Source organism: Sphingomonas ginsengisoli An et al. 2013 (assembly GCF_009363895.1).
In the GTDB taxonomy this organism is placed as follows: Bacteria; Pseudomonadota; Alphaproteobacteria; order Sphingomonadales; family Sphingomonadaceae; genus Sphingomicrobium; species Sphingomicrobium ginsengisoli.
Genome location: NZ_CP045434.1, coordinates 1,297,828 through 1,318,237 on the forward strand (window position 1 = coordinate 1,297,828; position 20,410 = coordinate 1,318,237).

The 20,410-nt window shown below is 68.1% G+C and carries 11 protein-coding genes and 1 tRNA gene; 7 read left to right on the top strand and 5 right to left on the bottom strand.

The features are described from left to right. Nucleotide 1: 1 nt before the first annotated feature. Nucleotides 2-1,528: a tryptophan halogenase family protein gene (locus GCU42_RS06320; protein WP_335341006.1), complete on the bottom strand. Its 1,527-nt coding sequence runs from the start codon at nt 1,526-1,528 to the stop codon at nt 2-4. A 62-nt stretch (nt 1,529-1,590) separates the two neighbouring features. After that, complete coding sequence (locus GCU42_RS06325; RefSeq protein ID WP_240309355.1) at nt 1,591-4,413, bottom strand: TonB-dependent receptor; 2,823 nt, start codon at nt 4,411-4,413, stop codon at nt 1,591-1,593. Nucleotides 4,414-4,580: 167 nt separating this feature from the next. Here GCU42_RS06325 and GCU42_RS06330 point away from each other — a divergent pair, with 167 nt between their 5' ends. After that, entirely contained in the window at nt 4,581-5,606 is a 1,026-nt protein-coding gene (locus GCU42_RS06330; protein ID WP_114226747.1) for a LacI family DNA-binding transcriptional regulator, read from the top strand. Here the strand turns inward: GCU42_RS06330 and GCU42_RS06335 are convergent. Then, nucleotides 5,603-6,913, bottom strand: coding sequence for a sugar MFS transporter (locus GCU42_RS06335; RefSeq protein ID WP_114226748.1), 1,311 nt, complete (start codon nt 6,911-6,913; stop codon nt 5,603-5,605). The genes GCU42_RS06330 and GCU42_RS06335 overlap by 4 nt on opposite strands. 178 nt (nt 6,914-7,091) lie before the next feature. Here GCU42_RS06335 and GCU42_RS06340 point away from each other — a divergent pair, with 178 nt between their 5' ends. The 4 genes from GCU42_RS06340 to GCU42_RS06355 all read left to right on the top strand — a co-directional run bounded on the left by GCU42_RS06340 (nt 7,092) and on the right by GCU42_RS06355 (nt 14,705). Continuing rightward, the gene (locus tag GCU42_RS06340; RefSeq protein WP_205214974.1) at nt 7,092-8,594 is read left to right on the top strand and encodes an MFS transporter; all 1,503 of its coding nucleotides are present in this window, start codon (nt 7,092-7,094) and stop codon (nt 8,592-8,594) included. A 199-nt stretch (nt 8,595-8,793) separates the two neighbouring features. Then, nucleotides 8,794-10,083: an efflux RND transporter periplasmic adaptor subunit gene (locus tag GCU42_RS06345; RefSeq protein WP_240309356.1), complete on the top strand. Its 1,290-nt coding sequence runs from the start codon at nt 8,794-8,796 to the stop codon at nt 10,081-10,083. A 3-nt stretch (nt 10,084-10,086) separates the two neighbouring features. After that, complete coding sequence (locus GCU42_RS06350) at nt 10,087-13,314, top strand: efflux RND transporter permease subunit (RefSeq protein WP_114226749.1); 3,228 nt, start codon at nt 10,087-10,089, stop codon at nt 13,312-13,314. Beyond that, complete coding sequence (locus tag GCU42_RS06355; RefSeq protein WP_114226750.1) at nt 13,311-14,705, top strand: efflux transporter outer membrane subunit; 1,395 nt, start codon at nt 13,311-13,313, stop codon at nt 14,703-14,705. Before GCU42_RS06350 ends, GCU42_RS06355 begins: the two co-directional genes overlap by 4 nt. On the opposite strand, the gene GCU42_RS06360 is transcribed toward GCU42_RS06355, so the two are convergent. Continuing rightward, nucleotides 14,702-16,201: a DUF4403 family protein gene (locus GCU42_RS06360; RefSeq protein ID WP_114226751.1), complete on the bottom strand. Its 1,500-nt coding sequence runs from the start codon at nt 16,199-16,201 to the stop codon at nt 14,702-14,704. The two genes, GCU42_RS06355 and GCU42_RS06360, sit on opposite strands and share 4 nt — an antisense overlap. A gap of 163 nt (nt 16,202-16,364) precedes the next feature. Here GCU42_RS06360 and GCU42_RS06365 point away from each other — a divergent pair, with 163 nt between their 5' ends. Both GCU42_RS06365 and GCU42_RS06370 read left to right on the top strand, forming a co-directional pair. Further along, nucleotides 16,365-18,191, top strand: a complete 1,827-nt coding sequence (locus tag GCU42_RS06365) for a tetratricopeptide repeat protein (protein WP_114226752.1) — start codon at nt 16,365-16,367, stop codon at nt 18,189-18,191. 93 nt (nt 18,192-18,284) lie between these two features. Continuing rightward, nucleotides 18,285-20,186, top strand: a complete 1,902-nt coding sequence (locus tag GCU42_RS06370) for a S9 family peptidase (protein WP_114226753.1) — start codon at nt 18,285-18,287, stop codon at nt 20,184-20,186. A gap of 61 nt (nt 20,187-20,247) precedes the next feature. Here the strand turns inward: GCU42_RS06370 and GCU42_RS06375 are convergent. After that, a tRNA-Ala gene (locus GCU42_RS06375) sits at nt 20,248-20,323 on the bottom strand. Between the last annotated feature and the right edge of the window lie 87 nt (nt 20,324-20,410).

The window sequence follows — 20,410 nt, forward strand, 5'->3', positions numbered from 1 at the left end:
CCTAGTGAACCGCGCTCATTCGAGCGAGCTGGCCGCGCGTCAAGGCGGCAACGAATTCGGCGTGAGTGGGCAGGTTCGCGGCCTTGCGTCGCCCGGCGTCGGCGATCGCGGCGAGATAGCCTTGCAGCTCGGCGGGTTCGAGCCCGTCGGTCAGCGGCGAAGCGCCCGCGGGCAGCACGCTCTGCCCGATGAGCACCTGCGCCCAACCCTCCTCGGTGAACAGCTCGTCGGCCTCGCGGACCAGCGTTCCCGAGGCGCGGAAGGCGGCGATCTTCTGCGCCAGCGTGTCGGGGATCGGCATTGCCCGGCAGTCGTCCCAGAAGGCTTCACCGACCCGCTCGTTGGCGTGGTAGTGGAGCACAATCATGTCGCGGATTCGCTCCCACTCGGTAGCGGACAGGCGGTTGAACAGGTCGCGCTCGGCCGACCAGTCCTCACTCGCCGGAAGCATCGTCAAGAGCCGCGCGATGCCCGACTGAACGAGGTGGATGCTGGTCGATTCCAGGGGTTCCATGAAGCCCGCCGCGAGTCCGAGCGCGATCGCATTTCCGGTCCACGGCATGGTCCGCCGCCCGCTGGTGAACTTGATCGGGCGCGGGTCGCCGAGCGGCTCGCCGTCGAGGTTGTCTCGCAGGATCCGCTCAGCCTCGTCGTCGCTGAGGTGCGCACTCGAATAGACATGCCCATTGCCGGTGCGGTGCTGGAGCGGGATGCGCCACTGCCAGCCAGCGGCACGCGCCAGCGACTGGGTGTAAGGGCGGAAGGCGTCAGAGCGCGCGCACGGCATCGCCAGCGCGCGGTCGCACGGCAGGTAGCGCGACCAATCCTCGAACGGTGTGCCCAACGTCTCGCCGACCAGCAGCGAGCGAAAGCCGGTGCAGTCGATGAACAGGTCGCCCGCGACCCGTCGATCGGCCTCGAGATGGAGCGCGGCAATGTCCCCGCTGGCGGGATCGCGCTCCACCCGTTCGATCTTACCCTCGATCCGGGTAACGCCCGCCGCCTCGGCGAGCTGGCGGAGGAAGCCGGCATAGAGCGCGGCGTCGAAATGATAGGCGTAAGCGAGGTCGGGCACCGGTCCTGGCTGCCCGTTCCCGCGCCCCATCCGCCCGGCGCGCGCGGCGGTTTCGTTGAAACTGTAGTCGCCATAGGGGCCCGCGACCCCCGCTGCGCGAGCACGCAACCACAGTTGGCGGAACGGGATCAGCCCGCTGCCGCGACCGACCACGCCGAAGGCGTGCATGTAGCGGTGGTCGGGACGGACCCAACCAGCGAACTCGATCCCCAGCTTGAAGGTCGCCGAGGTGGCGGCGACGAACTCACGCTCGTCGATCCCCAGCGAGGCGTTGAACAAGTGGATTTGCGGAATGGTCGCTTCGCCCACGCCAACCGTGCCGATGGCGTCGGATTCAACGAGGGTCAGACGATGGCCGTGGCCGAGGAAACGCCCGAGCGCCGCCGCCGCCATCCAGCCAGCGGAGCCACCGCCGGCGATGACGATGTCCCGGATCCCGGACTTGGACATCATGGCTCCCGTGGCCCAAAAAAAGTCCGGCCCCGCTCCCGTGTGAGAGCGGGGCCGGTGGCACCTTAGAACTTGTAGGTGAAGCCGGCGAGGTAGCGCCGCCCATAGGTCTGATGGTCGATGACCGTCAGCGGGTTGGCAGTGTTCGCGACCGACTCGAACCGCTCGTCCGTCAGGTTCTGGCCCTGGAGGTAGAGCGACAGGCCCTTGAGCATGCTCCCCTCGCCAAAGTCGTAACCGACCTGAGCGTCGATGATCGTCTCGCCCAGCGCGGTCCGCCGGGTCGGCGAGCCGCCGAAGCCGGTGAAGTCACCCAGGAAGCTCGAGCGGTAGCGGACGCTGCCGCGGGCGTTGAAGCCCCACTTCTCGAAGAACAGCGTGCCGTTGGCGACCCACTTCGAATAGCCCGGGATCTGGCTGATGTTGCCGTTCTGATCGCGCACCCGGGTGTGGGTGTAGCCCACGCCGCCGGTGAAGCCGAAGCCGTCGAGATAGTTGGTGAACACCGTGAACGGCAGGGTCGCCGCCAGCTCGGCGCCGTACATGCCGCCGCCGCTCGTGTTGGCCTTGCCGCTGAGATAGCCGACCGTAGAGGTCCCCGGCAGCACGCCCGTCGGGGCGGGCAGGCCGGTGAAGTCGTAGACGATCTTGCCGTCCGAAATGTAGCTCGACACGTCCTTGTAGTAGAGCTGCAGGGCGGCGTAGCCCTTCGACCCGGCGAAATACTGCTCGAAGGTCAGGTCGAGCGCATTGGCGCGGTAGGGCCGCAGGTACGGGTTGCCGCCGCCGCCGCTGTAGCAGCTGCTCGCCGCGGTCGGGCAGTTGGCCGGGTTGGTGTCGACGCCGTAGGACAGCGCCTCACGCAGGTCGTCGAGGCGCGGCCGCTGGATCTCGCGGGCGAGCCCGAGGCGGATCACCTGACCGCCCGGATAGCGGAGCGACAGGTTGGCGCTCGGCAGCACGTCGAGATACTTGGCGCCGAGCTTGCGGAACTGCGCGGTCGAGTTGCCCGCGACGAAGAACAGGCCGCTCGACGACTGGTCGGTGTGAACCGCCTGGACGCCGATGTTGCCGGTCACTTCGGCCGAGCCGAACTCACCCTTGAGGTCGACCTGCACATACGGGATGGCGAGGCGTTCCTTGACGTTGAACGCCTTGGCGGGGATGTCCTGCGAGTTGTTCGGCAGGAAGCGCAGCACGCCCGCGGCCAGCAGCTGGCGCGCGTCGTAGCTGATGATCGGACCAAGGCCGAGATAGTCGAGGTTGGTCGGCGTCTGCAGATACTGCGAGGGCACCACCGCGCTCGTCTGGCCGGCCGGCAGGCTGATGAAGGCCTCGTCCGGGGTCAGCGACTTGTTGCGGTCGGTGAAGTTGAAGCCGAGCCGCAGGCGATTGAAGAAGTTGTTATACTCGTGGCTGACCTCGGCGCGATATTGCGCCAGGTCGTCCTTGACGATGCGGTTGTTGTAGTAACCGGCCTGGATCGTCGAACCGCCCCAGCCGAGCGGATCGGTCAGGCGAATGAGGTTCGGATCCGAATAGTTCAGCACGTGGGTGAAGGTCGTGCCGGTCTCGGTCGAGGTGAAGCCGATGCGATCGCTCGGGTCGGCGGCATTGTTGCCGTAGCCCGTGCCCGAATAGCTCTCGAGGCTGAGCTCGTTGCGGCGGGTGCGCGAGCGGCCGTAATCGATGAAGCCAGCCCAGCCGTTACCCGGGTTCCAGGTCAGGTTGAGCCCGCCCGAGTAGAGCTTGGCCTTGCGCTGGAAGATGTCGTTGCGGACGACGCCATAGACGGTCGGGAAGGTCCCGCTGACGATGACATTGTTGCTGACGGTGGTGTTGACAGGACCGGTGGTGTTGAAGCCGCCGCCGAACGCCAGCGGCAGCTCGATGCCCTTCAAATTACCATCGTCGTTGAAGTGGCTGTAGAAGCCGTCGGCGGTGATCGTCACCGTGTCGGTCGGCTTGAACTGCAGCGTGCCGTTGATGCCGTAGCGCTTGAGGCGCGTGGTCGACACGTACGACTTCGACCCGCCGATCACATAGGGATCGCCCGACGTGCCGCTGCCGGAATAGCCCCAGGCGTTGAACTGCTGGTTGGGATAGGTCTCGTCGAGGTAGGACGCCGAGATGGCGATCCCGACGCGCTTGTCGGCGAACTGGTCGATGAAGGTGCCGTTGAAGCGCTTGCCATACTTGGGGAAGCCGGCACGCTTGCCGATGTCGTCGTAGCTGGCGCGGGCGCCGATCGCGACCACGGGCTTCGAATAGTCGAGCGGACGCGCGGTGCGGATATCGATGGTGCCGACCAGGCCTTGGCCGACCAGCGCCGCCGACGGCGTCTTGTAGACGTCGACGCGGCTGACGATTTCCGAGGGATACTGATCGAACTCGACGCCGCGGGCGTCGTTGGTCGAGGTCTGCTCGCGGCCGTTCAGCAGCGTGGTCGAGAAGTCGGGACCGAAGCCGCGGACGGCGATGCCGCTGGCGCGGCCGTTGGTGCGCTGCGAGGCGATGCCGGGCAGGCGGGCGATCGATTCACCGATCGAGGCATCGGGCAGCTTGCCGATGTCCTCGGCCGAGACGCTCTCGACGACCTGGTCGCTGTTCTTCTTCTTGTTGACGGCGGACTGCAGCGCGGCGCGGAAGCCGCGAACCACGACGACACTGCTGTCGGCGTTGGGGTCGACCGCGGGGGTGGTGGCGGGATCGGCGACGGGCGCGGCGGCCGCGGTCGCCTGGCTGGCGTCACCGGTGACCACTGGGCTCGGCGCCGGAGGCGTGGTCGACTGCGCAGCGGCCGGGTTCGCGGTCATCGCCAGGGCGACGCCAAGCGCCAGCGGGCTCGCCGCGCCGGTAAAGCGCCGCAGATACAGGTTCGAAGTCACGTTTGTTCCCCTCCAGTCGGCGCTGACACCCAGGCGTCGTGGCCGATAAGTTCCTCCACGGACAAACCAGTGATCTGCCCCGAAGCGTAATCTACCAGCCATATTCGGGAGGGGAACGGACGGGCCCCGCTATACATACGTATTCAAGCGGCTACAGTGCGGCACAGATGTCACAGCGGCGGCCAACTTCGTTCGATATCGCGGCCCTGGCGGGCGTCTCGCAGCCGACCGTGTCCCGCGCGCTGTCGGGAAATTCGGCGGTCAGCGCTGAAACCAGGGCCCGAGTCTTCGCCGCCGCGGAGCAGCTCAACTACAAGGTCGACAAGAACGCCTCGGGCCTCCGCCGGCAGCAGGCGCGCACCCTCGCCGCGTTGTTCTTCGAGGACCCGACCCCCGACGACACGCTGATCAATCCCTTCTATTTGTCGATGCTGGGCTCGATGGTGCGGGCCTGCGCAGCGCACGGCTACGACCTGCTGATCAGCTTCCAGCAGCTCTCCGACGACTGGCACGTCGATTACGAGGACAGCCGCAAGGCCGACGGCATCATCCTGCTGGGCTACGGCGACTATACGCTGCATCGCCCGCGGCTAGAGCAGCTGGTCAAGCACGGGACGCACTTCATCTGCTGGGGCAATCCCCGCGCGGCCGAGTTCGGCGCGGTGGTCGGCTGCGACAATGAACAGGGCGGCTATGACGCGACCCGCCACTTGCTCGACGCCGGCCGGCGCCGCATCGCCTTCATCGGCACCGCCACCGAGGCCTATCCCGAATTCCTCGAGCGCCACCGCGGCTACGTTCGCGCGCACCACGACGCCGGTCTACCGGTCGATGAGCAGCTCCGCGTAATGGCGGGGCCGAGCGAAGCCGAAGGCCGTGCGGCGGTCACCGAATTGGCGCGGCGCGGCCCCCTCCCCGACGGGCTGTTCGCCTCCTCGGACCTCGCCGCCGTCGGGGCGATGCATGCGCTGCAGGAAGGCGGCAACGTCGTTCCGCGCGACGTGTCGGTGGTCGGCTTCGACGACCTCGCCGCGGCGGGCTACGCCAACCCGCCGCTGACCACCGTCGCGCAGGACGCCCGCGCCGCGGGCAAGGCGCTGGTCGAAGGCCTCATCGCCAGCATCGAGCAACGCGGGACCGAGAGCAAATTGCTCCCGGTCACGCTCAAGGTCCGCGGATCGAGCGTCCCTTAGGCGCCCACCTCGCGGTCGGCATGATGATGCCGCGCGCACCACATGCCGAAGCCTGCGATCAGCGCATAGCACAGCGCCGGCAGCGCCAGCGCCGCGGCCAGGCCGATCTTGTCGGCGGTCGCGCCGTAGATGGCCGGGATGATCGCGCCGCCGGCGATGGCGACGTTGATGATCCCCGACCCGTCGGCCGCCTTGGCGCCGAGTTCCTCGCAGGCGAGGCTGAAGATGGTCGGGAACATGATCGAGTTCATCAGGCCGATCGCCAGCAGCGTGTAGGCGGCGACGTTGCCGCTGGTGTTGGCGCTGATGAGGATGAGCGTGATCGCCCCGATCGCGTTGAAGGTCAGCAGCTTGCCCGGGCTGACGACGCGCAGCACCGCCGAGCCGATGAAGCGGCCGATCAGCGCCCCGCCCCAGTAGAGCGGGATGAGCTTGCCGGCCGACAGATCGGTCGCGTTCAGCACCTCGGGCTGCTTGAGATAGCTGACGATGAAGCTGCCGATCGCCACTTCGGCGCCGACGTAGAGAAAGATGCACGCCGCGCCCCAGCCGAAGCGCGTGCCCTTGAGCAGCGCGAGGCCGTCGGCGAGGCTGCTCGGCTCGTGCCGCTCGCCCTTCAAGGCATTGCGAAACAGCCACACCGCCCCGGCGACCACCGCGAGAGCGATCGCCAGACCAATATAGCCGCTGACGATCGCGTGGGTTTCGTTGGTCCGATAGGCGTCGAGCGCTGGGCCCGACAGGTCCTTGGCGGCGACCGTGGCGAGGCCGCCGAGGATCAGGATCGAGCCGAAATAGGGGAAGATGGTCGTGCCGAGCGAGTTGAACGCCTGGGCGAACGTCAGGCGGCTACTGGTCGTCCGTGCCGGTCCGAGCAGGCTGATCAGCGGATTGGCGACGATCTGGACCAGCACCACGCCCGATGCGAGCACGAAGTAGGCGAACAGGAACAAGGGAAAGAGCGCCTGGCGGCTGGCCGGAATGAACAGCAAGCAGCCGACCAGCATGGTGACGAGGCCTGCCAGCGCGCCGCGCATGTAGCCGATCCGCTTGACCAGCCGCGCGCCGGGGATGCCGACGATCGCATAGGCGATGAAGAAGCAGAACTGGACCAGGCTCGCCTCGAAGAAGCTGAGCGTGAACAGCTCCTTCAGCTTGGGGATGATGACGTCGTTGAGGCTGGTGATGCCGCCGAAGATGAAGAACAATGCGAACACGAAATAGCGCAGCTCGGGCGCATCGATGTGCTGACCGGCCGAACCCGAACCATCCCCCGCCGCATCCGGCGCCACGCTTGTCACGGCCATCGAAAAATCCCCTCTCCTGCCGCACGCTGGCCATGCCGACGCACGCTGTCACCTGTGAATACCTATGCACGCGTGCCGCACAAGCGCGATGTGCCGTTGGCAGCGGCGCGCTTCGGTGCCAGCGTGCGGCCAGCGTTGCGGGCGGAGGAGGCCTCAAGCATTGGATCAGATCACGAGCATGGCGGAGAAGCCGCGCCTTAATTGGGCGGGCCTGTGGAACCTGAGCTTCGGCTTCTTCGGCATCCAGATCGGCTTCGCACTGCAGAACGCCAACATGAGCCGGGTCTTCCAGTCCTTGGGCGCGAGCCTCGATGACCTGCCCGCGCTGTGGATCGCCGCGCCGCTGACCGGGCTGCTGATCCAGCCGATCATCGGCTTCCTTTCAGACCGCACCTGGCTTGGCCGCTTCGGGCGGCGGCGGCCCTACTTCCTCGCCGGCGCGCTGCTGGCGACGCTGAGCCTGATCCTGATGCCCGAAAGCCAGGTGCTGCTAATGGCGGGCCTCTTGCTGTGGACGCTCGACGCCAGTCTCAACATCTCGATGGAGCCGTTCCGCGCCTTCGTCGGCGACGTGCTGCGCAAGGATCAGCATACTGCCGGCTATGCGGTGCAGACCGCCTTCATCGGCGCGGGCGCGGTGGTCGGTTCGATCTTCCCATACCTGCTCGAGCATTTCGGGGTCGCGAACGAGGTCGCCGGCGGGGGCGTCCCGCCGACCGTCCGCTGGAGCTTCTGGGCCGGCGGCGCGGCGCTGCTCGCCGCCGTGCTGTGGACAGTGCTCAGCACCCGCGAATATTCGCCCGAGGAGCTTAGCCAGTTCGGCGAGCCGACACAGCACGAGAGCGGAGACGACACGATCCGCCTCCTCGCCAGCCGGACTTTCAGCTGGTGTTTCGTCTGGCTGATGGCCGGCGTGCTAGTAATCGTCGGGACGCGCGCGCTCGACCTCCAGAAGGAGGTTTACCTCTTGGGGGCGCTGCTGATCGGTTATGCCGCGTTGAGCGCGCTCGCAATCATCCTTGCCCGCCGCGGAAAAGGCGCAGGAATGCTGTCGAGCATCGTTGGCGATTTCTCGGGCATGCCGCCGGTCATGAAAAAGCTGGCACTGGTCCAGTTCTTCACCTGGTCTGCGTTGTTCATCATGTGGGCCTTCACGACCCCAGTAGTCGCGCAATATTTCTACGGGACGACCGACAGCACCAGCGCGAGCTTCCAGGAAGCAGGCAATTGGGTGGGGGTTTTGTTTGCGATCTACAACGGGGTCGCGGCGATCGCCGCGCTCACATTACTGCCGTTCTTGGCGCGAACCATCGGCAAGGTAAGGACTCACGCATTTGGCCTGCTTTGCGGCGCAGTCGGCTATGCCAGCTTCTTTGTCCTTCGCACGCCGTCACAGTTGATATTCGCTGAGATCGCGATCGGGATCGCTTGGGCCTCGCTGCTCGCCATGCCCTACGCGATCCTTGCCGCCAGCCTGCCCCAACGCAAGCTCGGCATCTACATGGGACTGTTCAACGTCTTCGTCGTCCTCCCGCAGCTTCTGGTAGCGGCACTCATGGGCTCGATCATGAAGGCCTTCTTCCCCGGCCAACCGATCTGGACGATGGCCTTCGCCGCCGGAACGCTGGTGCTTGCCGCGCTTGCCACCCTGCGGGTGCGCGAGGATCCGGCCAGCGCCTGACCAAAAGTTCATGGCTGGTCTATGGGCCAGTAGGGGAACTTTGTTGCAGGAACGAACTTAACCGACAGGCGCTTGGCGGCGTTTTCCCTTCGTCGAGCGTCGCCGCCCGTCCGCCGATGCGCGGGTTGGCGGATGCGGGGCTGACGCCCAAGTGCCCCCTCCCCTGACAAGACCGGAAGTTTGCTTGAAGGATGATCGGATGACGGCACGGTCGCTGCGGCCCTCACTCCCTGGCCGCGCGCGGCCGAGCGTGGGGCGCTGGGCGGGCCTGCTGATGCTGGGCACGGCCCTGGCCGGATGCGGCGGCAGCGACGGTGGCAATTCGGGCGGCGGCGCCGGCGGTCCGGGCGGCCGCGGCGGCGCGGGCGGACCCAAGGAGGTTGGCTTCGTCGTCGTCCAGCCGAGCAACGTGCCCCTGGTCAACGAACTCGGCGGCCGCACGGTCGCCTTCGAGACGTCCGAAGTACGCCCGCAGGTCACCGGCCTCATCCAGAAACGCCTGTTCACCGAGGGCAGCTTCGTCCGCCAGGGCCAGCCGCTCTATCAGATCGACGCACGCCTCTATCAGGCCGCGGCCAACCAACAGCGCGCCAATGTCGCCAACGCGATCGCCGCGGCCGATGCCGCGCGGGCCAAGGCGGCGCGTTATCGTCCGCTGGCGCAGATCCAGGCGGTCAGCCAGCAGGATTACACCGACGCCGCGGCCCAGGCCCGGCAGGCGACCGCGCAGGTCGCGCAGAACCGCGCGGCGCTGCAGACCGCCAACATCAACTTGAACTTCACCACCATCAAGGCGCCGATCAGCGGCCGGATCGGACGCAGCCTGTTCACCCAGGGCGCGCTGGTCAGCAACAGCCAGACCGACCCGCTGGCGGTGATCCAGCGAACCGACCCAATCTACGTCGACATCCAGCAGTCGAGCGCGGCGCTAAGCGCGCTCCGGCAGGCGATCCGGTCTGGCGGCGCCGACCCCGGCAGCACCCAGGTGCGGCTGAAGCAGGAAGACGGCTCCGACTACGGCTACACGGGGACGGTCCAGTTTGCCGAGATGATGGTCGACCAGGCGACCGGCACGGTCACCCTGCGCGCCAGCTTCCCCAATCCGCAGGGCACGCTGCTTCCGGGCATGTTCGTCCAGGCGAACTTCATCCAGGCGGTGACCCCCAACGCGATCCTGGTGCCGCAGAGCGCGCTCCAGCGCGATCTCGGTGGCGAGGCGTTCGTCTACATCGTCGGTCCCGGCAACAAGGCGGTGCGGCGCAATGTCAACGCCGACCGCACCTACGGGACCAACTGGGTGATTACCAGCGGTCTCAACGCGGGCGACAAGATCATCACGCAGGGTCTCGCCAATCTGAAGGAGGGCGCGGCGCTCAAGCCCGTCCCGGCGAACACGCCGCAAAAGATCGCCCCGCGGGCGCCCGGTCAGGGCGGTGGCGGTCGTGGCGGGCGCGGCGGCGGCGGCGCGGCGGCGGGGGGCGGCCGCTAGCGCATGTCCAAGCTGTTCATCAACCGGCCGATCTTCGCCTGGGTGCTGGCGATCATCGTGATGCTCGCCGGCATCGGCTGCATCACCCTGCTGCCGGTCGAACAATATCCCGACGTCGCCCCGCCGCAGGTCAACGTCCGCGCCACCTACCCCGGCGCCAACGCCCAGACGGTCGAGAACAGCGTCACCCAGATCATCGAGCAACAGCTCACCGGTCTCGACGGTCTACTCTACTTCAGCTCGACCTCGAGCTCGCGCGGTTCGGTCAGCGTCTCGGCGGTGTTCAGCAAGGGTACCGATCCTGACACCGCCCAGGTGCAGGTCCAGAACAAGGTCCAGCAGGCCACCAGCCGCCTGCCGCAGCAGGTCCAGCAGCAGGGCATCACGGTCACCAAGTCCAACCCCGACTTCCTGCTGATCGTCGCGGTCTACGACCCGACTAACCGGCTGACCAACATCGACGTCTCGGACTATCTCACCTCGAACATCCAGGATCCGCTCTCGCGCATTCCCGGGGTCGGCGACGTCAACGTGTTCGGCTCGCCGCGCGCGATGCGCATCTGGCTCAATCCCGCCCGGTTGGCGGCGGTCTCGCTGATGCCGTCGGATGTCATCACCGCGCTTCAGAACCAGAATACCGAAGTCGCGGCGGGTGAGGTCGGCAGCCTGCCGACCGCCGGTCCGCAGCTGCTCAACGCCACAGTCACTTCGCAGTCGCGGCTGCAAACCCCCGAGCAGTTCGAGAATATCATCCTCAAGACCGCGCCGTCGGGCGCGACGGTACGCATCGCCGACGTCGCCCGGGTCGAATTGGGCGCCGAGAATTACAACGCGATCATTCACGTCAATGGCCACCCCGGCGCCGGCATTGCGGTCAGCCTCGCGCCCGGCGCCGACGCGCTCAAGACCGCCGAGCTGGTCAAGGCCAAGATGAACGATCTGGCGACCGGCTTCCCGTCGAACCTCAAGCACACCTACGCCAACGACACGACCGCCTTCATTAAACTGTCGGTCGACGAGGTGGTGAAGACGCTGCTCGAGGCGGTCGTCCTCGTGGTCATCGTGATGTTCGTCTTCCTGCAGAGCTGGCGGGCGACGCTGGTCCCGGCGATCGCGGTGCCGGTGGTGCTGCTCGGCACCTTCGCCATCTTCTATCTCGTCGGCTTCACCATCAACACGCTGACCCTGTTCGGGCTGGTGCTGGCGATCGGCCTACTCGTCGACGACGCCATCGTGGTGGTCGAGAACGTCGAGCGCCTGATGGAAGAAAATCCGGGCATGAGCCCGAAGGAAGCGACCTTCAAGTCGATGGAGGAGATCCAGGTCGCGCTGGTCGCCATCGCGGTGGTCCTCTCGGCGGTGTTCCTGCCGATGGCCTTCTTCGGCGGCTCGACCGGCGTCATCTACAAGCAATTCTCACTGACCATCATCAGCTGCATGGTGCTGTCGGTGCTGGTCGCGCTGATTCTCTCGCCGGCGATCACCTCGGGCCTGCTGAAAGCGCGCAAGCCCAAGGAGGAGGAAGCGGCCGAGCGCCACGATTCCAATCGCTTCATGGCGCTGACCCACCGCTTCCAGGACTGGTTCAACCGCACCTTCAGCCGCGGGGTCGAGCGCTACGAGGGCGCGGTCAAGGCCGTGATCGCGCGCAAGTGGCTCGCGCTCGGCGTCTACGCGGTGGTCTGCGCGGTGCTGGTGGTGTTGTTCTTCCGTCTGCCGTCGAGCTTCCTGCCGACCGAAGACCAGGGCGCGGCCAGCATCCAGTTCCGCCTTCCCGCCGGCGCCACCCAGCAGCGCACGCTCCAGGTCCAGACCGCCATCGAGCAATATCTCGCCAAATATGAGGACAAGAACCTCGCCACCGTCTTCACCGTCGCGGGTGGTGGTGGTGGTGGCGGCGCGACCGGACAGAACACCGGCCAGGGCTTCATCAACCTCGCCCCGTGGGACCAGCGCAAGGGGAAGGAGAATGGCGCCGACGCGATCGTCGCGCGCGCCTCGGGCGCCTTCCGCGGCTTCCGCGACGCGCAGGTGTTCGCGCTCGTGCCGGGCGCGATCCGCGGCCTCGGCCAGTCGAGCGGCTTCACCATGGAGTTGCAGAATTCGAGCGGGATGACCCGCCAGGCCTTCGCCGACGCGCGCGACCAGTTGCTCGCGGCCGCCAACGCCAATCCCAAGCTGACCGGCGTGCGCCTGTCCGATCTCCCCGATGTCGCCCAGCTCGACATCAAGGTCGACCAGCAAAAGCTGACCGCGCTCGGCCTCAACCAGGGCGACGTCAACTCGACGCTGTCGACCGCCTGGGGCGGTCGCTACGTCAACGACTTCATCGACAAGGGCCGGGTCAAGCGCGTCTTCGTCCAAGGCGACGCGCCTTATCGCAAGGACCCGTCAGACCTCAGCCAATGGTACGTTCGCGGCTCGAGCGGGCAGATGTCGCCGTTCACCGCTTTCAGCGAGACCGGCTGGGACACTGGTCCGTCGAGCCTGTCGCGCTTCCTCGGCGTGCCCGCCGCCGAATTCCAGGGATCGGCCGCGCCCGGCGTCAGCTCGGGCGAGGCGATGGACGAGATGATGAAGCTTGCCAGCCAGATCCCCGGCACCAGCGTCGCCTGGTCGGGCGCCTCCTATCAGGAGCGGCTGTCGTCGGGTCAGGCACCATTGCTCTACGGCTTGTCACTACTGGTCGTCTTCCTCTGTCTCGCCGCACTCTACGAAAGCTGGTCGATCCCGGTGGCGGTGCTGCTGGTCATTCCCTTGGGCCTGGTCGGCGCGATCATCGCGGTGACGCTGCGCGGGCTGGAGAATGACGTCTATCTCCAGATCGGGCTGCTGACGACGATGGGGCTGGCAGCCAAGAACGCCATCCTGATGATCGAGTTCGCCGAACAGGCCGAGCGGGCGGGCAAGGATGTGATGGATGCCGCGCTCGAAGCCGCCCGGATCCGGCTTCGTCCGATCCTGATGACCAGCTTCGCCTTCATCTTCGGCGTGCTCCCACTGGCGATCTCGACCGGTGCCGGTGCCAACAGCCGCATCGCAATCGGCACCGCGGTGATCGGCGGGATGCTGACCGCGACCATGCTCGCGCTGTTCTACATCCCCTTCTTCTTCGTCCTCGTTCGCGCCAGCGTGAAGAACGGCCTCGGCCGGGTCCGCGAGCGCTGGCGGCAGCGCCGCGCCCAGAGGCCCGAGACGTCGCCGGAGACACCGCGCGAGGCCACGACATGATGAGGTTTGCCACCGCTTTGACCGCCGGCGCGCTGCTGCTGAGCGGCTGCACCAGCCTCGACCCCGCCTATGTCCGCCCGGCCCCGCCGGTGCCGTCCACCTGGCCGACCGGCGACCCCTATGTGCAGGAGGCGCCCTCGCTCCCGGCCTTCGACCACCACACGGTGTTCCGCGACGTCCGGCTCCAGACGCTGGTGGCGCAGGCGCTGATCAACAATCGCGACCTGGCGATTGCCGTCGCCAACATCGCCGCCGCGCGGGCACAGGTCCGGATCACCCGCGCCAACCAACTACCCGCGCTCGACGTCAACGCCGGCGTCACCGCCACTCCGACCCGCAATGCCAATGGCGACATCAACGGGGTCCAGGTCGGCGGCAACCTCGGGCTGCAGGTGCCCAGCTTCGAGCTCGACCTGTTCGGCCGGCTCGCTTCGCTGACCCGCGCCGACCAGCAGCGGCTGCTCGCCACCAGCGCCGAGGCGCGCGCGATCCGCGTTACATTGCTCGGCGAAATCGCCAATGCCTGGCTGCAATATGCCGCGGATTCGAGCCTGCTGGTGATCGCCGAGCAGACCGTCCGCTCGGCCGACCAGAGCCTCAAGCTGACCGATGCTCGCCTGCGCGGCGGGGTCGCGCCCAAGACCGACCTCCTCCAGGCCCAGCAGATCCTCGAGACAGCGCGCAACGACCTCGCCGTCCAGCGCGCCGCCAAGGCGCAGGACATCAACCTGCTGCAATTGCTGGTCGGCGCGCCGATCGACCCCTCGCTGCTGCCGACCTCGATCGAGCAGGCGGCGCCAACCATCGCCGAGCTGCCCGCCGGGCTCGACAGCCGCATCTTGCTGCGCCGTCCCGACATCATCGAGGCCGAATATCAGCTGCGCGCCGCCAATGCCGAGGTCGGCGCGGCGCGCGCTGCGCTGTTCCCGCGGATCAGCCTGACCGGCCTGCTCGGCTTCGCCAGCAGCGCGCTGACCAGCCTCTTTACCGGCGGCGCACTGAGCTTTTCCGCCGGGGCCGCGCTCAACTATCCGATCTTCAACGGCGGGGCGAGCCGCGCCACCGTCGCGCTTCGCCGCGCGCAGGCCCAGGCCGCGGTCGCGACCTACGAGAAGGCGATCCAGACCGGTTTCCGCGAAGTCGCCGACGCGCTCGCCGACCGCTCGACCCTGGTCGACCGGGTCGGCGCCAACCAGCGCAACGTCGCCGCCGCCGACGAGACCCTGCGGCTGGTCACCGCCCGCTATCGCGAGGGCATCGACCCCTTCCTCACCACGCTCGACGCGCAGCGCTCGGCCTATAGCGCGGAACGCAATCTCGTCGGGGCGCGGCTCGCGCAGGCGCAGAACGGGGTCGAGGTCTTCCGCGCACTGGGAGGCGACGGCATCTAGCGCGCGAGCTGCAGCCGGGCGGTGCCGCGCGCGCTGACCGGCAGCAGCAGCCCCGAGCCGGTTACCACCAGCTGGCCGTGGTGGACCTGGTCGATCGTGGCCTGCAGCCGGAACTTGCCCAGCGGCCGATCGGCGATCGCCTTCCTCGCGGAGGTCAGCACCTTGTCGTAATCCTTGGTGAAGTCCTGGGTCAGCGCGGCGGTGATCGCGGCCATGATGTCGGGCCGCTGGACCAAAGGCAGCGCGAGGTTGGTCAGCCGATTGTCGGTCCGCCCGAAGATGGCGAGGTCCTCGACCCGCACCACTTGGCTGTCATTGTCGTTGACCGGCTTGCCCGTCAGCCAGACGGTGCCCTGCGACTTCATGTCGAGCATCCGCGCCGCCGGGTCGAGCCGCCGCGCGCGAACGTCGATCCCGACCGCCAGCCGGCCGTTGCTGGTCGGATAGATGGTGACCTTATCGAACAGCGCCTCGATCGGGCCGAGCTTGTCGAGCTTGATCCCCTTGGCGTTGAGCTTCTGCAGCGCGCGCAGCACCACCGGCTCTAGTTGGCGCGGGTCGGCCAGCACCGCCGCGGTGAAGGACAGCCCGCGCGAGTCGGGCGCCACCTTGCTCGCCGGCGGCAGGGGCGTCAGCACCGGCGGGGCCGGCCGCTCGGCGCCGACCGTCGTCTCGGTCAGCGCGGTGCCGCCGATCAGCAGCTGCACCGAACGGCTGTCGACCGCATAGCTGGCGAGGCCGAGTGTCTTGGGCGTGATCCGCATATACGCCGGCGGCTTGTCGCGGTTGAGCTCGATCACGGTAAAGCCCTCGCGCCAGGCCTGCGCGACCAGCGGCTTGACCGGCGCCTTGGCGATCTCGCGCTGAAGGTCGCGTTCGAGCCCGCCGATCACCTTGGCGAGCTCGCGGTCGGCGCGACCGACGAACTTGATCCGCTGGCCGAGGAAGTCGATCCCCGGCGGCTCGCGCCAGTCGTAGGATAGTGCCACCGTGGCGCGCGGCCGCCAGTCGGCGCCAAGCGCCAGCCGGACCGCGGCGCGGACCACCGCTGAGCCCGTCGCCGTCTCGCCCTTGAGCACCCCGCCGACATCGCGCGCGCTGATCCGCGCGAACACCGGCAGGCTGATCGTGAGCCGCTCCCCCTGCCCGGCGATGCTGATCGCCCCCCGGGTGACCTGGCCGACGATCCGGCATGAGAGGTCGGGCGTGACCTTGAGGCGGCGTCCGAAGAGCTTGAGCCGCTGCGCCGGGACGCACTTGGGCCGCCGCTCGTCGATCGACCATAATTGCCGCGGCGCGCTGCGTTCGAGCGCCGCGCGGAGGACGGCGGTGGGAAGCTGGATCGGAACGGTGAAGGCCGAGGTCGTCTGCGGCAGCACCGCCGGCGTCGTCAGCCGCGGCGGCGCCTCGAGCGGCGCCTCGGCCGGCTGCTTGCCGCACGACGAGGCAGCCACCGCCAGCACGAGCGCCACTCCCACCCGAAGATTTGCCCGCACGCCCTCACTCCCCGTTTTGCCCCGACCGTGGCTCTTCCACCTTCAAGCATGACCAAACAGCCGACGCCACCTGTGCCAAAGGCCGAGCAATTCCAGCCCCTTGGTTTTCCAGCCATTGCTGATAGCCTCCGCACCGTCACGAACTGGGGGGTTCAGGGAAGCAATGGCCACTGACGCCGCAGCGCCGCCTCGTCGCCAGCGCAAACAGCGCGCCGAGCCGCTCCCCGAAAGCCCCAACCCGCTCGACATCGCGATGGCCGCGGCAGCGGCGGGAAGGCCCCTGCCCGAGGTCGCGCGCAAGCTGCTAGAGCGGCAGGCCGACCTCATCCACGCCCAATGCACCGAGCTTCGGGTCCGCGAGGTCGGCGAGCGAGTCCGCGCGGCGCTTTGGGCGGTGCTCGCCATCGCCGCGCTCGGCGTCGTCGGGTTGCTCGTCACCTTGCTGGTCCACGCCGCGCGAAGCGACGCGCTGATCGTGGAAAGCTTTCGCGTCCCCCCGGCGATGACCCAGCAGGGACTGTCGGGCGAAGTGGTGGCGAGCCAGGTGCTCGACCGGCTGGCCGCCATGCAGGCCCAGACAGACACGACGCGGGCGGCGTCGAGCTACGACAATAATTGGGGCGACGAGCTCAAGATCGACATCCCCAACACCGGCGCCACAGCCGACCAGATCTGGAAGCTGCTCCGCGCCTGGCTCGGCAAGGAAACCCGCATTTCGGGCGAGGTCAGCCAGACCCCCGCCGGGCTCGCCCTCACCGCGCGGGTCAGCGGCACCCCCGGCCAGCGCTTCGTCAGCAAGACCGGCGACCTCGACGCACTCGTCAATCAGGGCGCCGAGCTGATCTTCCGCGAAACCCAGCCCTATCGCTACAGCATCTATGTCCAGACCGATCCCAAGCGCGCGGCCGAGGCCAAGCAGGTGCTGCTCGACCTCACCCACGATCCGTCCGAGCGCGAGCGCAAATGGGCGTATAACGGGCTGTCGGTTACCTTGCGCGGCGAAGGCGATTACCTCGGCTCGCTTGCCGCCGCCAATCGCGCGCTGGCGATCGATCCCCAGATGATCCCGGCCTCGTCGAACGTCGCTTCGGCCGAGCAGAACATGGGTCACGACCAGCGCGCGGTCGATGTGATCGCCCGTTCGCTCGCGTTGCCGATGAGCAAGGAATATGATGCGGCGAAGATGGAGGCGAACCGCTGTCGGCAACGCTCGATCAGCGCCAGCCTGGCCCGCGATCCGGTCGCCCTCGACCAGTCCGCCTTATGCCTCGATGCGATGAGCGGACGGGCCGACGCCGCCGCGGCGACCCGGCTCGAGGCCAGCATCGAGCGGCACGACCTCGCGGCTGCGCTTTCCTACCGGCCCCCGCCCGGATTGGGCGATACCCCGGCCGCAATCGCGGCGAACGCCGCCTTCGCTTCTTTGAGCGCGGAATTGCTTCGCGGCCCTTCGCCCGCGCTGGCGTCGGCCCTTAACACCTTCCGCACAGCTGCGGCGGCGCAGGAAGCGGAGATCCCTTATCCCGCCCGGGCGCGCAGCATCGCGCTGACCGGCGACTGGCCGCTCGAGACCGAGGCGCTGGTCGCACTCAGCCGCCTGCCCGAGGCGGCGGCGCTGATCGCCCGCACCCCGCTCGACTGCTACACCTGCGTCCGCGACCGCGGCCTCGTCGCCGAGGCGATGGGCAATGCCCGTGAGGCGCAGCGCTGGTACGCCGAGGCCGTCCGCCAGGCGCCGCGGCTTGCCCCCGCTTATGCCGATTGGGGGCGGCTGCTCGGCAAGGTCCGCCATTTCGACACGGCCGATGAGAAGCTCGCCACCGCAATCCGGCTCGCGCCCAACTGGGCCGATCCGCACAAGCTGCGCGGCGACCTGTTCGCGGCGCAGGGCCGGAGCGCCGACGCGACCAAGGAATATGATGCCGCGCTGCGGCTGGCGCCCAATTGGGCGGCGGCGCGGCAGGCACGGGCGACACTGGCGCGCCACTGACCGCCGCCGGCGCGCCCGGAATGGACAGCGCCCGCCGGCCTCCATATGCGAGCCGGACGCGGTCGCTCGGTCGGCCTTGGATGAGGAACCCCGATGCACTCGATCGCCGCCATTCTGCTCGCTTCCATCAGCCTCGCCCCGGCCTCGGCCGCGCTGCATCGCTACGGGGGACTCGCGCTGGCGCCGTCGGGGACCGAGCTGGCGGCGATCGAAGGCGACGCCGCGCCGCACAGCGCGATCGTCATCCGCTCGGCGCGCGACGGCCGGATCGTCCGCCGTCTCGATCCGTGCGCGACTTGCTCCTACTCGGGCCTGACCTACGCGCCGAATGGCGGCGCGCTCGCCTTCCTCGCCCGCGATCAGAAGCAGGGCAAGGCGATGCTGATGCTCGCCCGCGGCGGGCGGGTCAGCACGGTGGCGACCGTCGCCGGCCTCGCCTCGACCCCGCGTTTCTCGCCCGACGGCCAGCGGATCGCGCTGCTGGTGACGCTTGGCGCCACTAAGGAGACCGGCGCGACCCAAGCCGGCGCCCGCCAGGTCGGCGAGATTGGCGTCACCAACGATGAGCAGCGTCTCGCCATCGTGTCGCTCGCCAGCGCCCCAACCGCCGCAGTCACCCCGCTCTCGCCGAGCGGGCGCTACATCTACGAATATGACTGGACGCCCGACGGGCGCGGGCTGGTGGTGACCTCGGCGCTCGGCAACGGCGACGCCAATTGGTGGGTGGCGACGCTCGACCGGATCGATGCGGCGACCGGTGCGGTCACCAGCATCGCCCGCCCCACGACCCAGCTCAACATGCCGCGGGTCTCCCCCGACGGCCGCAGCGTCGCCTATATCGGCGGCTTGATGAGCGACTTCGGCTCGATCGGCGGCGACGTCTGGAGCGTGCCGCTCGCCGGCGGCCAGCCAACCAACCTGACCAAGGGTCAGCCGGTCACCTTCACCTCGCTCGAGTGGACCAACGGCGGTCTGCGCGCGGCGACTTTGCAGAACGACCGCATGGGCGCGATGACGCTCGAGCCGGGCCGCGCCCCGCGTCCGCTGTTCGCCATGCCGGTCAGCCTCGCCGCCGGCGACGGCAAGCTCGCTTGGGACACAAACGGAACCACGGTGGCGAGCGTCGTCCAGGACTTCACCCATGCCCCGGCGATCTACGCCGGCCCGGCCACCGCCCCGCGCCAGTTGACCCACGACAATGACGCCGCTCCCGCCGCCGTGCAGGCGCGCAGCGTCAGCTGGCGCAACGAGGGCTATACGGTGCAGGGCTGGCTGCTCTCACCCCTCACCGCCGACCCCCGCACCCGCGCCCCGATGATCGTCTCGGTCCACGGCGGCCCCTCGGCGGCGAGCACCCCCCGCTTCATCGAGAAGGGCCTCGGCAGCGCGCTCGAGGACGCCGGCTACTACGTCTTCCTGCCCAACCCGCGCGGCTCCTACGGCCAGGGGGAGGCCTTCACCGCCGCCAACAAGCGCGACTTCGGCGGCGGCGACCTGCGCGACATTCTCGCCGGGATCGACGCGGTCGAGAAGATCGCGCCGGTCGACGACAATCGCCTCGGGCTGACCGGCTGTTCCTACGGCGGCTTCATGGCGATGTGGGCCAACACCCAGACCAACCGCTTCAAGGCGATCGTCGCCGGCGCCGGCCTCAGCAACTGGATCAGCTATTACGGCACCAACGGGATCAACACCTGGATGACGCCCTTCTTCGGCAAGACCGCCTACGACGACCCCAAGGCCTATGAGGATGCCTCGGCGGTCTATCATGTGAAGAAGGCGCGCACGCCGACCTTCATCTACGTCGGCGAGCGCGACATCGAGGTGCCGCCGACCCAGTCGGTCGAATGGTGGAATGCGCTCAAGAGCCAGGGCGTCCCGACCAGCCTCGTCATCTACCCCGACGCCGGCCATTGCGTGCCGACCCAGGCCGCCGACGTCAGCAAGCGCTCGATCGCCTGGTTCGACCGCTATGTGAAGCAGGCCGTGCGCTGAGCCAGTGCGAATAAAGGGGAAAATCCGGGCGCGAACAGCGCGGCGTCTAATCCAAGGTGAGTGGTGGAGCTGAGGGGAATCGAACCCCTGACCTCTGCAGTGCGATTGCAGCGCTCTCCCATCTGAGCTACAGCCCCGCACCTTGGGTGAGCGCTCCTCTAGCGGCGCTTTTGTTGCCATGCAACGCGCCTTTTCGCCTCGTCGATCCGCCGCCTCCCCTTGGC